11 protein-coding genes are annotated in these 12,926 nt (G+C 67.1%); 8 read left to right on the top strand and 3 right to left on the bottom strand.

Annotation, left to right across the window (positions count from 1 at the left end):
- Window positions 1-376: 376 nt before the first annotated feature.
- From N7367_RS13185 to N7367_RS13175, 3 genes are all read right to left on the bottom strand, one after another.
- Entirely contained in the window at window positions 377-1,585 is a 1,209-nt protein-coding gene (locus tag N7367_RS13185; protein WP_074901393.1) for an acetyl-CoA C-acyltransferase, read from the bottom strand.
- A 98-nt stretch (window positions 1,586-1,683) separates the two neighbouring features.
- Window positions 1,684-4,056, bottom strand: coding sequence for a 3-hydroxyacyl-CoA dehydrogenase/enoyl-CoA hydratase family protein (locus N7367_RS13180; protein WP_279942546.1), 2,373 nt, complete (start codon window positions 4,054-4,056; stop codon window positions 1,684-1,686).
- A gap of 40 nt (window positions 4,057-4,096) precedes the next feature.
- On the bottom strand, window positions 4,097-4,753 hold the full coding sequence (locus N7367_RS13175; protein ID WP_065175050.1) for a TetR family transcriptional regulator: 657 nt from the start codon (window positions 4,751-4,753) through the stop codon (window positions 4,097-4,099).
- A 313-nt stretch (window positions 4,754-5,066) separates the two neighbouring features.
- Here N7367_RS13175 and ndk point away from each other — a divergent pair, with 313 nt between their 5' ends.
- The 8 genes from ndk to moeB form a co-directional block, all read left to right on the top strand.
- Window positions 5,067-5,492, top strand: coding sequence for a nucleoside-diphosphate kinase (gene ndk, locus N7367_RS13170; RefSeq protein ID WP_005409295.1), 426 nt, complete (start codon window positions 5,067-5,069; stop codon window positions 5,490-5,492).
- Between the two features lie 10 nt (window positions 5,493-5,502).
- Entirely contained in the window at window positions 5,503-6,708 is a 1,206-nt protein-coding gene (rlmN, locus tag N7367_RS13165) for a 23S rRNA (adenine(2503)-C(2))-methyltransferase RlmN (protein ID WP_053520188.1), read from the top strand.
- Window positions 6,695-7,480 carry a type IV pilus biogenesis/stability protein PilW gene (pilW, locus tag N7367_RS13160; RefSeq protein WP_065181337.1) on the top strand — a complete coding sequence of 262 codons (786 nt, stop codon included), beginning with the start codon at window positions 6,695-6,697 and terminating at the stop codon, window positions 7,478-7,480. Before rlmN ends, pilW begins: the two co-directional genes overlap by 14 nt.
- An 18-nt stretch (window positions 7,481-7,498) precedes the next feature.
- The gene (locus tag N7367_RS13155) at window positions 7,499-8,368 is read left to right on the top strand and encodes a RodZ domain-containing protein (RefSeq protein WP_065175051.1); all 870 of its coding nucleotides are present in this window, start codon (window positions 7,499-7,501) and stop codon (window positions 8,366-8,368) included.
- 64 nt (window positions 8,369-8,432) lie between these two features.
- Entirely contained in the window at window positions 8,433-9,071 is a 639-nt protein-coding gene (locus tag N7367_RS13150) for a tetratricopeptide repeat protein (RefSeq protein ID WP_053520185.1), read from the top strand.
- Complete coding sequence (bamB, locus tag N7367_RS13145) at window positions 9,071-10,279, top strand: outer membrane protein assembly factor BamB (RefSeq protein WP_053520184.1); 1,209 nt, start codon at window positions 9,071-9,073, stop codon at window positions 10,277-10,279. The genes N7367_RS13150 and bamB overlap by 1 nt, the downstream gene beginning before the upstream one ends.
- A gap of 15 nt (window positions 10,280-10,294) precedes the next feature.
- Window positions 10,295-11,692 carry a ribosome biogenesis GTPase Der gene (der, locus tag N7367_RS13140; RefSeq protein WP_053520183.1) on the top strand — a complete coding sequence of 466 codons (1,398 nt, stop codon included), beginning with the start codon at window positions 10,295-10,297 and terminating at the stop codon, window positions 11,690-11,692.
- 126 nt (window positions 11,693-11,818) lie between these two features.
- A partial coding sequence (gene moeB, locus N7367_RS13135; protein ID WP_279942545.1) for a molybdopterin-synthase adenylyltransferase MoeB occupies window positions 11,819-12,926 on the top strand: 1,108 nt, incomplete at its 3' end.

The following is a 12,926-nucleotide window of genomic DNA, read 5'->3' as shown; positions in this document are numbered from 1 at the left end:
TTCCATGGTGCTCGATGGCGCCATCCATGGCGCCAACGGTTTTGGAGAGGGCCATCCGCCCCCTCTCGACAGTTCCCGTGTGGCGCGGACGGGAAGGGCGGAATCAAAGACAAGGGCAAAAGCAAAAAGGCAGCCATCGGCTGCCTTTTTGCTTGTTGGGGTCAGATCCCTTTGCGCAGCAAAGGGATCTGACCCCAGCTCTTGCTCATCCCTCCGCCGCGGGGAGGCTGGAAGGGCCGGGTTGGCAGGGCTGCCTGGGACCGTTGGCGCCATGGATGGCGCCATCGAGTCCCCATGGATGGGTTCACGGCGTGTCCCAGGCAGCCCTGCCAACCCGGCCCACGCCATGAAGCCCAACGAGGCAACGCTTTGAACCTTACAGCGCCTCGAAAATACCCGCCGCGCCCATGCCGGTGCCGATGCACATAGTCACCATGCCGTACTTCTGCTGGCGACGACGCAGGCCGTGCAGCAGGGTCGCGGTACGGATCGCACCAGTGGCACCCAGCGGGTGGCCCAGGGCGATCGCACCACCCAGCGGGTTCACCTTGTCCGGGTCCAGGCCGCAGTCACGGATCACCGCCAGCGACTGCGCGGCGAAGGCTTCATTGAGCTCGATCCAGTCCAGCTGATCCTGGTTCAGGCCGGCCTGCTTGAGTGCCTTCGGGATCGCGGCGATCGGGCCGATGCCCATCACTTCCGGACGCACGCCGGCCACCGAGAAGCTGACGAAGCGCGCCAGCGGGGTCAGGCCGTAGTCCTTGATCGCCTGTTCCGACGCCAGCAGCACGGCACCGGCGCCGTCGCTCATCTGCGACGAGTTGCCGGCAGTGACGGTGCCACCGAACTGGCCATTGCGGAACACCGGGCGCAGCTTGGCCAGGCCTTCGGCCGAGGAATCCGGGCGCGGGCCTTCGTCGGTATCGGCAACCTTGTTGCGGGTAATGATGCGCTGGCCATCGGCCAGGTCCGGCAGGTGCGAGACGATCTCGTACGGGCTGATCTCGTCCTTGAACTCGCCGTTCTGGATCGCAGCCATCGCCTTCTGGTGCGAGGCCAGGGCGAAGGCATCCTGCTCTTCGCGCGAGACCTTCCACTCTTCGGCCACCTTCTCGGCGGTGATGCCCATGCCGTAGGCGATGGCTACATGGTCGTTGTCGAACACGCTCGGTGCCATCGCGATCTTGTTGCCCATCATCGGCACCATCGACATCGACTCGGTGCCGCCGGCCAGCATCAGGTCGGCGTTGCCCAGGCGGATCGCATCGGCGGCCTGCGCAACGGCCTGCAGGCCGGAGGAGCAGAAGCGATTGACGGTCTGCGCCGCGATGGTGTTCGGTAGGCCGGCCAGCAGCACGCCGATGCGCGCCACGTTCATGCCCTGCTCGGCTTCCGGCATCGCGCAGCCGATGATCGCATCATCGATGCGGTTGACGTCCACGCCCGGCGCCTGCGCGACAACGCTGCGCAGCACGTGGGCAAGCATGTCGTCGGGGCGGGTATTGCGGAACATGCCCTTGGGCGCCTTGCCCACCGGGGTACGGGTGGCGGCGACGATGTAGGCGTCCTGGATTTGCTTGGTCATTGCAGTGATCTCTCGAAGTTTTTTGCCGGTGTGCCCACCGCGGTGGGCACCTACCAGAGGCAGAGGGATGCCGGCCCGGGGCCGGCATCCGCCATCAATCAGTTGCGCAGCGGCTTGCCGGTCTTGAGCATGTGCGCGATGCGGGCCTGGGTCTTTTCCTGCTGGGCCAGTTCGACGAAGTGCTTGCGCTCCAGGGTCAGCAGCCACTCTTCGTCGACCAGGGTGCCGCGATCGACCTTGCCGCCGCACAGCACGGTGGCGATGCGCTCTGCAATCTCGTAGTCGTACGGGCTGATGAAGCGACCTTCCAGCATGTTGACCAGCATCATCTTGAAGGTGGCGATGCCGACGTCGCCGGCCACCTGGATGCGGCGTGCCGGCAGCGGCGGACGGTAGCCGGCTTCGGCCAACGCGCGGGCTTCGGCCTTGGCGATGTACAGCGCCTCGTAGGTGTTGAACACCACCTTGTCGGTGCTGCGCAGCAGACCCAGCTCCTTGGCATTGACCGCCGAGTTGGACACCTTGGCCATGGCCACGGTCTCGAAGGTCTTCTTCAGTTCGGCAAACACGTCGCCGCCCGGGCCGGCCGCCTGCGAGGCGCGCACGGCCAGTTCCTTCAGGCCGCCACCGGCCGGCAGCAGGCCGACGCCGGCTTCCACCAGGCCGATATAGCTTTCCAGGAAGGCCACGGTCTTGGCGCTGTGCATCTGGAACTCGCAGCCACCGCCCAGGGCCAGGCCGCGCACGGCAGCCACCACCGGCACCAGCGAATACTTGATGCGCTGGCTGGTGCGCTGGAAGTTGGCGACCATCTGCTCGAACTGGTCGACCTTGCCGGCCTGCAGCAGGCCCAGGGCGCCGGCCAGATCGGCACCGGCGGAGAACGGTTCCTTCTGCTGCCAGATCACCAGGCCCTGGAAGTCCTTCTCGGCGCGCGAGACGCATTCCTGCAGGCCATCGAGCACCTGGTCGGAGACGGTGTTCATCTTGGTCTTGAAGCTGACCACGGCGATACCGTCGCCGTCGTGCCACATGCGCAGGCCATCGTTCTCGAACACGGTCTCGCCCGGCGCGAACGTTTCGCCCAGCAGCGGATCCGGGAAGCGCTGGCGCTGGTACACCGGCAGCGACGAGCGCGGCAGCTTGGCGTTGCGCGACGGGCTGTAGCTGCCCTCGGCGGCGTGCACGCCGTCGCGGCCGTCGAAGACCCAGTCCGGCAGGGGGGCATTGCTCATGCTCTTGCCGGCGACGATGTCATCGGCGATCCACTGCGCGACCTGCTTCCAGCCCGCGGCCTGCCAGGTCTCGAACGGGCCCAGCGACCAGCCGTAGCCCCAGCGGATCGCGAGATCGACGTCGCGCGCGGTCTCGGCGATGTCGGCCAGGTGGTAGGCGCTGTAGTGGAACAGGTCGCGGAAGGTCGCCCACAGGAACTGTGCCTGCGGATGCTGGCTCTCGCGCAGCTTGGCGAACTTTTCGGCCGGGTTCCTGATCTTCAGGATCTCGACCACCTCCGGTGCGGCGCTGCGGTCGGCCGGGCGGTAGTCCTGCTTTTCCAGATCGAGCACGACGATGTCCTTGCCGATCTTGCGGAAGATGCCGGCGCCGGTCTTCTGGCCCAGCGCGCCCTTGGAAATCAGCGCGTCCAGCCACTTGGGCGACTTGAAGAATTCATGCCACGGGTCGTTCGGCAGGGTGTCGCCCATGGTCTTGATCACGTGCGCCATGGTGTCCAGGCCGACCACGTCGGAGGTGCGGTAGGTGGCCGACTTCGGGCGACCCACCAGCGGGCCGGTCAGGCCGTCCACTTCGTCAAAGCCCAGGCCAAACTGCTGGGTGTGGTGGATGGTCGACAGGATCGAGAACACGCCGATGCGGTTGCCGATGAAATTCGGGGTGTCCTTGGCGTAGACCACACCCTTGCCCAGGGTGGTGACCAGGAACTCTTCCAGGCCTTCCAGCACGGCGGCATCGGTGGTCGAGGCCGGGATCAGCTCGGCCAGGTGCATGTAGCGCGGCGGATTGAAGAAGTGCACGCCGCAGAAGCGGTGGCGCAGCTGTTCCGGCAGCACGTCGGCCAGCTTGTTGATGCCCAGGCCGGACGTGTTGGACGCCAGCACGGCGTGATCGGCCACGAACGGAGCGATCTTCTTGTAGAGGTCCTGCTTCCAGTCCATGCGCTCGGCAATGGCTTCGATGATCAGGTCGCAGTCCTTCAGTTGCTCCAGCCCCGACTCGTAGTTGGCCGGGGTGATCGCCTCGGCCAGCGACTTGCTGGCCAGCGGCGCCGGGCTGAGCTTGCCCAGGTTGGCGATCGCCTTCAGCACGATGCCATCGGCCGGACCTTCCTTGGCGGGCAGGTCGAACAGCACGGTGTCGACGCCGGCGTTGGTGAGGTGGGCGGCGATCTGGGCACCCATGACGCCGGCACCCAGCACGGCGGCGCGGCGGACTAGCAGGGAATTGGACATGGTGTAAGGGCCTTTGTTGGTCAGCAGTTACTGGGTGGAATCAGGCGGAGGCGGGCAGGGCGCTGCCGCTGCGTGCGGCGGCGCGGAACCCGGCTTCGGCGAAATGGATGAGCTCGTGGGCCGCCTGGGCACGATGCGCCGCTTCGGTGACACCGGCGGGACGCTTGATCAGCCCGAAATCGGCCATGGCGTAGGTGAGCGAGCCGGCCAGGAAATCCAGCCGCCAGTACAGCTCTTCCTTGCTCAGGTCGGGCACGCACTCGGCGATGGCCTTGCCGAACGCGCGCAGCACGTGGCCGTAGTGGTCGGACAGGAACTTGCGCAGGTTGTCGTTTTTCTCGGCGTAGGCGCGGGCGATCACGCGGACGAAGGCGCCGCCGCTCTGGCGGTCCTGGGCCAGCGCCAGCGCCGGCTCCACGAAGGCGGCCAGCACCGGGCGCAGTTCACCGGGGTGTTCGCTGCGGGCGCGTTCGAGTTGGGCCATGCGGGCGCCGGTCATCTCGTCCATGCGACGGCGGAACACCTCGTTGACCAGGTTTTCCTTGGAACCGAAGTGGTAGTTGACGGCGGCAATGTTGACGTCGGCCTGGCTGGTGACCTGGCGCAGCGACGTGCCGGCAAAGCCGTGCAGGGCGAACAGCTCCTCCGCGGCACCGAGGATCCGGTCCTTGGTCGAGAAGTGGGCGGGCTTGGCCATCGGCAGGCGGACCTTAATCAAACGATTGTTTGATACTAGAACCAGACGGTAGCGTATGGCATTTTGCAGTGCAGCAAAATGCGGGGTCCGGTCAGATTTCACTCAGGTGGGTGAATGGGGTACAGCCGGGGGCGGATCCCCGCAGGGGCTCTGACCCCGGCGCCACGCGCCGCCAGCCAGGGGCGCACTACCACCGCGCCGCTTTATCTTTTACAATTCGCCTACGTTTATCAGGCTAAGCCCGCGTTCCGACGCGGGTTTTTTTCATGTACCCTTCGGGCCATCAGCGGCCCGATTCCATTGGAGACATCCCATGGCGCTGGAGCGCACCCTTTCGATCATCAAGCCGGACGCCGTTGCCAAGAACGTCATCGGCGAAATCTACGCCCGCTTTGAAAAGGCCGGCCTGAAGGTCGTCGCCGCCAAGTACAAGCAGCTGTCGCGCCGTGAAGCCGAAGGCTTCTACGCCGTGCACCGCGAGCGTCCGTTCTTCAACGCTCTGGTCGAGTTCATGATCTCCGGCCCGGTGATGATCCAGGCCCTGGAAGGCGAGAACGCCGTGTTGGCCCACCGCGACCTGCTGGGCGCCACCAATCCGAAGGAAGCCGCGCCGGGCACCATCCGCGCCGACTTCGCTGAATCCATCGATGCCAATGCCGCCCACGGCTCGGACTCGGTCGAGAATGCCGCGATCGAAATCGCCTACTTCTTCGCCGCGACCGAAGTCGTCTCGCGCTGAGAGTGATGCCGTGAACGAGGTCGTACAGACACCCGCCATCCAGCCGCTGCCGAAGTCGGCACCCACGGCCGGCAAGCAGAACCTGCTCGACCTCGATCGCGCGGGCCTGGAGACGTTTTTCGTCGAGGTTCTCGGCGAGAAGAAGTTCCGTGCCCACCAGGTGATGAAGTGGATCCACCACCGCTACGTCACCGACTTCGATGAGATGACCGATCTCGGCAAGGTCCTGCGCGCCAAGCTGCAGGATCATGCCGAGGTCGTCGTTCCCAACATCGTGTTCGACAAGCCCTCCGCCGACGGCACCCACAAGTGGCTGCTGGCGATGGGCGTGGATGGCAAGAACGCCATCGAGACCGTGTACATCCCGGACAAGACCCGCGGCACGCTGTGCGTGTCCTCGCAGGTCGGCTGCGGGCTGAACTGCACGTTCTGCTCCACTGCCACCCAGGGCTTCAACCGCAACCTGACCACCGCCGAGATCATCGGCCAGGTGTGGGTGGCTGCGCGCCACCTGGGCAACGTGCCGCACCAGATGCGCCGTCTCACCAACGTGGTGATGATGGGCATGGGCGAGCCGCTGATGAATTTCGACAACGTCGTGCGTGCCATGAGCGTGATGCGCGACGATCTGGGCTATGGCCTGGCGAACAAGCGCGTGACGCTGTCCACGTCCGGCCTGGTGCCGCAGATCGACCGCCTGTCCAGCGAGAGTGATGTCTCCCTGGCGGTGTCGCTGCACGCACCGAACGACGAGCTGCGCGAGACGCTGGTGCCGCTCAACAAGAAGTACCCGATCGCCGAGCTGATGGCCTCGTGCGCGCGCTACCTGCGCGCCAACAAGCGTCGCGAGTCGGTGACTTTCGAATACACCCTGATGAAGGGTATCAACGACCAGCCCGAGCATGCCCGCCAGCTGGCCCGGCTGATGCGCCAGTTCGACAACGCGGTGCAGGCCAAGGACTCGGGCAAGGTCAACCTGATCCCGTTCAATCCGTTCCCGGGTACCCGTTACGAGCGTTCCGAGGAAGCCGACATCCGCGCGTTCCAGAAGATCCTGCTCGACAGCAACGTGCTGACGATGGTCCGCCGCACGCGCGGCGACGACATCGACGCCGCCTGTGGCCAGCTCAAGGGCCAGGTGATGGACCGCACCCGCCGCCAGGCGGAGTTCAACAAGACGCTGCAGGCGGGGAAGGGGAGCGATGCGGCCGCCTGACCGCTTCCGGCTGGCGCTGCTTGCGGGCGTGCTGGCCATGGCGGTCGGTGCCTGCTCCTCCACGCCCAAGGGCCGGCTCGGTCCCAGCGAAGCGCCGGTCTATTCGGTGCGTGACCCGGACGGCGTGCGTCGCCAGGTGCGCGTGAACGACCTGCTGGTGCTGGCCTCGCGCGACATGCAGCTGGGCAATCTGGACGGTGCCGAGAGCAAGGCCCGCCAGGTGCTGAAGCTGCAGCCCGACGAGCCTGACGCACTGGTCCTGCTGGCCGGCATCGATGACCGCCGCGGCCGCACCCGGCAGGCGGGCGAGGGCTTCCGCAGGGCCGCAGAGCTGGCCCCGCAGCGCGGTGACGTACTCAACAACTATGGCGCCTGGCTGTGCCAGCAGGGGCAGGCCGCCGAGTCGCTGGTGTGGTTCGATCGTGCGCTGCAGGCGCCGGGCTATGCCACGCCGGCCGAGGCGCAGGCCAACGCGGGGGGCTGTGCGCTTGACGCGGGGCAGCCCGAACGGGCCGAGCGCGACCTGCGTGCCGCACTCGCGGTGGCTCCGGCCAACCCGGTCGCCCTGGAGGCGATGGCCCAGCTGAGCTTCCGCCAGGGCCGCTACATGGAGGCCCGGGCCTTCGCCGAGCGCAGGATTTCGGCTGCACCCGCAACACGTTCCGTGTTACAACTTGCGTCTCAAATCGAGGCGCGGCTGGGCGATCACGCAGCATCCGATCGCTATCTGCAGCGGATTCGACAGGAATTTCCGCAGGATGCGGGCTCCTAACTCCAGGGTTGATGCATTGTGATTGATGACCAGACTGTGAGCGCTCTCGAGACTGCGGCCGGCTGTGGCACCCGCCTTCGCCAGGCCCGCGAGGCGGCCGGACTGACCCTTGACGACGTCGGACAGCGGCTGCGCATGCCGGTCCAGGTGGTCAGGTCGCTGGAAGAAGAACAGTGGCAGAAGCTCGGTGCGCCGGTGTTCGTCCGCGGCCAGCTGCGCAGCTATGCGCGCCTGCTGAATGTGGATGTGAGCGAACTGCTGGAGCAGGCCCAGGTGGGCCCGGTGGTCCCGCCGACCCTGGTCAGCCATACCCATACCCCGCGTGCGCGCCGGATCGCCGAGAACCTCGGCCGGCGCGTGCTGTATGTCGGCATCACCGCGGTGCTGGCCGTGCCGGTGTGGTTCGCCACGCGCGGCCATTTCGATGGCGGCACGCCGTCGCCGAACACCGCCTCGCTGGACGTGATCCCGGCGACCGTGCCGGTCACCCCCGCCGCCGACGGCGCCGAGCCGGTGGCATCGACGGAGACCTCGGTGGCGTCCACCGCCAAGCCGGCCGCGACCCCGTACGTCGCCTCGCTGGCGCCGGTCCCGCGTCCGGCCGCCACTGCGGCGGGTGCCGGCACCACGCTGGAGATGCAGTTCAACGGAGACAGCTGGGTCGACATCGGCGGCCCCGATGGCAGCACCGTCGAGAAGGCGCTGATCCGGTCGGGCGAGAGCCGAAGCTTCACCCCGGGCCAGGTGACCCGGGTCACTCTGGGCAACGCCTCGGCGGTCCAGGTTCAGCAGAACGGCGCTATCGTCGATCTGGCGCCCTACCAGCGAGCCAACGTGGCACGCTTTCAGGTATCCTCTGAAGGCTCCGTGGTCCCGGTTTCGCACTGAGGCGCGGTTTCACCACCTTCGATAATCCCAATGGTCCCTCCCGATGGGCGGGGCGAGAGTACGCATGGCGATCGACGATCTGCTCGACGAGCACGAACAAAGTGAACGCGTCCGCAGCTGGCTGCGGAAGAATGGCGCCAGCATCATCGGTGGCGTGGCCATCGCCATCGGCGCCATCGCCGGCTGGCAGTGGTGGCAGACGCAGCAGGGCGGCAAGCTGGCCTCGGCCAATGTCGAATACCAGAAGGCACTGGTGGGTCTGCAGCAGAACAAGCTCGACGACGCCGCCAAGGCGGTGAAGGCGCTCGAAGCCGGTCCCTCCAGCATCTACGGCGACCTCGCGGCGCTGCAGCTGGCCAAGGCCCAGGTCGACGCCGGCAAGAATGAAGAAGCCCTGGCGACGCTGCGCAGCGTGAAGGTCGAAGGTGACCTGCAGCGCGTGGTCGACCAGCGCGTGGCCCGCCTGCTGGTCGCTACCGGCAAGGCCGACGAGGCCATCTCCCTGCTGGGCAGCGCCACCGACAGCGGCAGCCTGGAGATCCATGGCGATGCGCTGATGGCCCAGGGCAAGCGTGATGCCGCCCGCGAACAGTACGAGAAGGCGTTGAAGACGCTGGACGTGGCGGCGCCGCAGCGGCGCCTGCTGGAAACCAAGGTTATGGACGCCGGCGGCACCGTCGCCGCCCCTGCGGAGTCGGTTTGATGAGTCAGAAGGTCATGATCACCCGCGTCGCCACCGTGCTGCTGCTCGGCGTGGCGCTGTCCGGCTGCAGCACCATGAAGGGCTGGTTCGCCGGCAAGGACGCGGAAGCGAAGAAGGCGCAGGAGCCGGCCGAACTGGTCAAGTTCGAGCCGACCCTGAAGGTCAACAAGGCCTGGTCGGTCAATCTGGGCAAGGGTGAGCGTCGCATCGGCGTGCGCCAGGGCCCGGCGGTGGCCAACGGTCACGTGTTCGCTGCGGCGATCACCGGTGGCGTGCACGCCATCGACCTGCAGACCGGCAAGAAGGTCTGGACCTGGGAGCCGAAGAAGGAAAAGAAGAAGGACAAGCTGCGCCTGTCCGGTGGCCCGGGTGTTGGCGAGAACCTCGTCGTGATCGGCACGCTCGACGGCCAGGTCATCGCGCTGGACATCAATGACGGCAGCGAGAAGTGGCGCGCCCGCGTGCCCGGCGAAGTGATCGCCGCGCCGGCGGTGGCCCAGGGCATGGTGTTCGTGCGCAGCAACGACGGCCGCATCACCGCCTTCGACGTGGGCAACGGCACCCAGCGCTGGTTCAACCCGAGCGAACTGCCGGCGCTGACCGTGCGTGGCAATGCGCCGGTGGTGACCGGTCCGGGCGTGCTGTTCATCGGCAGGGATGACGGCGCCATCGCCGCGCTGGCCATGCAGGATGGCCGCACCCTGTGGGAACAGAACGTGGGCAGCGCTGAAGGGCGCACCGAGCTGGAGCGCATGGCCGACATCGACGGTGCGCCGGTGCTCGATGGCAACACGCTGTTCGTGAGCAGCTTCAAGAACCAGACGATGGCCATCGAAGGCCCGACCGGTCGCCCGCTGTGGGCGCGCGACCACGGCGGTGCCGGTGGCGTGGCGGTCTCGTCGGGCAATGTGTTCGTCACCGACAACAAGGGTGGCGTGTTCGGCCTGGACAAGGCCAGTGGCGCGGCGATGTGGTCGCAGACCGGGCTCGCCCGGCGCCTGCTGACCGGCCCGGCACTGCACGGCGACTACGTGGTGGTCGGCGACTACAAGGGATACGTGCACTGGCTGCAGACGTCCGATGGCGCGATGGCGGCGCGGGCCAAGAGCGGCGGTGAAGCTCTGCTGGCCCAGCCGATCGTCGTCGACGGGGTGCTGCTGGTGCAGAACGTGGATGGCAAGCTGACCGCCTTCCGGTTGGCAAATTAATACGGAGTAATCGCGATGCTGCCTTTGGTCGCCCTGGTTGGACGGCCGAATGTCGGCAAGTCGACCATTTTCAATGCGTTGACCCGCACCCGTGACGCCCTGGTCCATGACCAGCCCGGCGTCACCCGTGATCGCAACTACGGCGTCTGCCGCCTCGACGAGGACAATCATTTCCTCGTCGTGGACACCGGCGGTATCGCCGGGGAAGACGAGGGCCTGGCGGGCGCAACCACGCGTCAGGCCCGGGCCGCTGCCGCCGAAGCCGACCTGATCCTGTTCGTCGTCGATGCCCGTGAGGGCACGTCGGCGCTGGATGACGAGATCCTGTCGTGGCTGCGCAAGCTGTCGCGTCCGACCCTGCTGCTCATCAACAAGATCGACGGCACCGACGAGATGGCCGTGCGCTCGGAATTCGCGCGCTACGGTTTCAGCGAGATGCTGACGGTTTCGGCCGCGCATCGTCAGGGCCTGGACGATCTGCTCGATGAAGTGATCCAGCGCCTGCCGGAAGAGGGCAGTGGCGAAGAGCTGGACAACGATCCGAACCGTGTGCGCATCGCCTTTGTCGGCCGCCCCAACGTGGGCAAGTCGACCCTGGTCAACCGCATCCTCGGCGAGGAGCGCATGATCGCCTCCGACGTGCCCGGCACCACCCGCGATTCGATCGCGGTGGACCTGGAACGCGATGGCCGCGAGTACCGCCTGATCGACACCGCCGGCCTGCGTCGCCGCTCGCGGGTGGACGAGGTGGTCGAGAAGTTCTCGGTGGTCAAGACCATGCAGTCCATCGAGCAGTGCCAGGTGGCCGTGCTCATGCTGGACGCCACCGAAGGCGTGACCGACCAGGACGCCACCGTGCTGGGGGCCGTGCTCGACGCCGGCCGCGCCCTGGTGATCGCCATCAACAAGTGGGATGGCCTGACCGAGTACCAGCGCGAGCAGGCCGAAACCATGCTGTCGCTGAAGCTGGGCTTCGTGCCGTGGGCGGAATCGGTGCGCATCTCGGCCAAGCATGGCTCGGGCCTGCGTGAGCTGTTCCGTGCGGTGCACCGCGCCCACGAATCGGCGAACAAGACGTTCACCACCAGCGAAGTGAACAAGGCGCTGGAAGTGGCCTACGAGACCAACCCGCCGCCGACCATCCGCGGCCACGTCTCCAAGCTGCGTTACGTGCACCCGGCCGGGGCCAACCCGCCCACCTTCATCGTGCATGGCACGCGCCTGAAGGAGCTGCAGGAGTCGTACAAGCGCTACCTGGAGAACTTCTTCCGCAAGCGCTTCAAGCTGATCGGCACGCCGGTGGTGTTCCTGTTCCGCGAAGGTGCCAACCCGTACGAGGGCAAGAAGAACGTGCTGACCGAACGGCAGATCAAGGCCAAGCGGCGCTTGATGAAACACGTCAAGGGCAAGTAACCGGAAAGGCGGCCGCAGGGCCGCCTTTTTCGTTTGACGGGGAATGGGGTCAGATCCCTTTTCCTTCGGAACAGGGATGTGACCCGTGGGACGCTCGGTAGGCAGGGCCTGCGCGATAATGGCGCCATGAGCATCCGAGAGCTTTCCCCGGCGCAGGCGCATGACCGCCTGGCCCATGGCGCCGTGCTGATCGACGTGCGGGAGGCGCACGAGCGCGCCGGTGGCATGGCCGAAGGCGCCCGTGGTGTGGCCAGGGCGGAACTGCAGGCCGACCCGGCCGCGCACCTGCCACGCCCGGAACAGGAAATCCTGCTGATCTGCCAGACCGGCAAGCGTTCGGCCGACGCCGCGCAGGCCCTGCTCGATGCCGGCTACGCAAACGTGGCGTCGGTCGCCGGGGGCACCGTGGCGTGGCGCGAGCAGGCACTCCCGCTGGTGCAACCCGTGGCCAGCGCTGCCGACCGCGATTTCTTCGACCGCTACTCGCGCCACCTGCTGCTGCCGCAGGTGGGTGAGGCGGGCCAGCGTCGCCTGCAGCAGTCGCGTGTGCTGGTGCTGGGCGCGGGCGGGCTGGGCGCACCGGCCGGCTTCTACCTGGCCGCCGCCGGGGTCGGGCACCTGCGCTTTGCCGACCACGACCGCGTCGAACGCAGCAACCTGCACCGCCAGATCGTGCATACCGAAGCCAGTGTCGGCCAGCTCAAGGTCGACTCCGCACGCGAGCGCCTGCTGGCGCTGAATCCCGCCATCGACATTGAAGCCGTGCCGCAGCGGGTCACCTCCGACAACGTCGACGCGCTGCTGGACGGGGTGGACGTGGTGCTGGATGGCTCGGACAACTTCCCTCTGCGCTATCTGCTCAACGATGCCTGCATCAAGCACCGGCTGCCGCTGGTGTATGCGGCAATCGAGCGCTTCGACGGCCAGGTGAGCGTGTTCGACGCCGGCCGCCAGCGCGGCGTCGCGCCCTGCTACCGCTGCCTGTTCCCGGAGCCCCCGCCGCCGGAGTTCGCGCCGAACTGTTCCGAGGCCGGCGTGCTGGGCGTGCTGCCAGGGTTGGCCGGCGTGCTGCAGGCCACCGAGGTGTTGAAGCTGCTGCTGGGCATCGGCGAGCCCCTGGTGGGGCGTCTGCTGCGTTTCGATGCACTGGGCATGCGCTTCCGCGAGACCGGCATCGGCCCGGACCCGCAGTGCCCGGTCTGCGCGCCGGGCGTGCCGTTCCCGGGCTATATCG

The organism is Stenotrophomonas sp. GD04145, assembly GCF_029835135.1.
Lineage (GTDB): Bacteria > Pseudomonadota > Gammaproteobacteria > Xanthomonadales > Xanthomonadaceae > Stenotrophomonas > Stenotrophomonas maltophilia_P.
This window is presented reverse-complemented; position numbering and strand designations above follow the sequence as displayed.

Bases quoted from the DNA above. Each gene is read 5' to 3' on its own strand.
- N7367_RS13185 (WP_074901393.1), bottom strand. From the start codon at position 1,585: ATGACCAAGCAAATCCAGGACGCCTACATCGTCGCCGCCACCCGTACC.
- N7367_RS13180 (WP_279942546.1), bottom strand. From the start codon at position 4,056: ATGTCCAATTCCCTGCTAGTCCGCCGCGCCGCCGTGCTGGGTGCCGGC.
- N7367_RS13175 (WP_065175050.1), bottom strand. From the start codon at position 4,753: ATGGCCAAGCCCGCCCACTTCTCGACCAAGGACCGGATCCTCGGTGCC.
- ndk (WP_005409295.1), top strand. From the start codon at position 5,067: ATGGCGCTGGAGCGCACCCTTTCGATCATCAAGCCGGACGCCGTTGCC.
- pilW (WP_065181337.1), top strand. From the start codon at position 6,695: ATGCGGCCGCCTGACCGCTTCCGGCTGGCGCTGCTTGCGGGCGTGCTG.
- N7367_RS13150 (WP_053520185.1), top strand. From the start codon at position 8,433: ATGGCGATCGACGATCTGCTCGACGAGCACGAACAAAGTGAACGCGTC.
- bamB (WP_053520184.1), top strand. From the start codon at position 9,071: ATGAGTCAGAAGGTCATGATCACCCGCGTCGCCACCGTGCTGCTGCTC.
- der (WP_053520183.1), top strand. From the start codon at position 10,295: ATGCTGCCTTTGGTCGCCCTGGTTGGACGGCCGAATGTCGGCAAGTCG.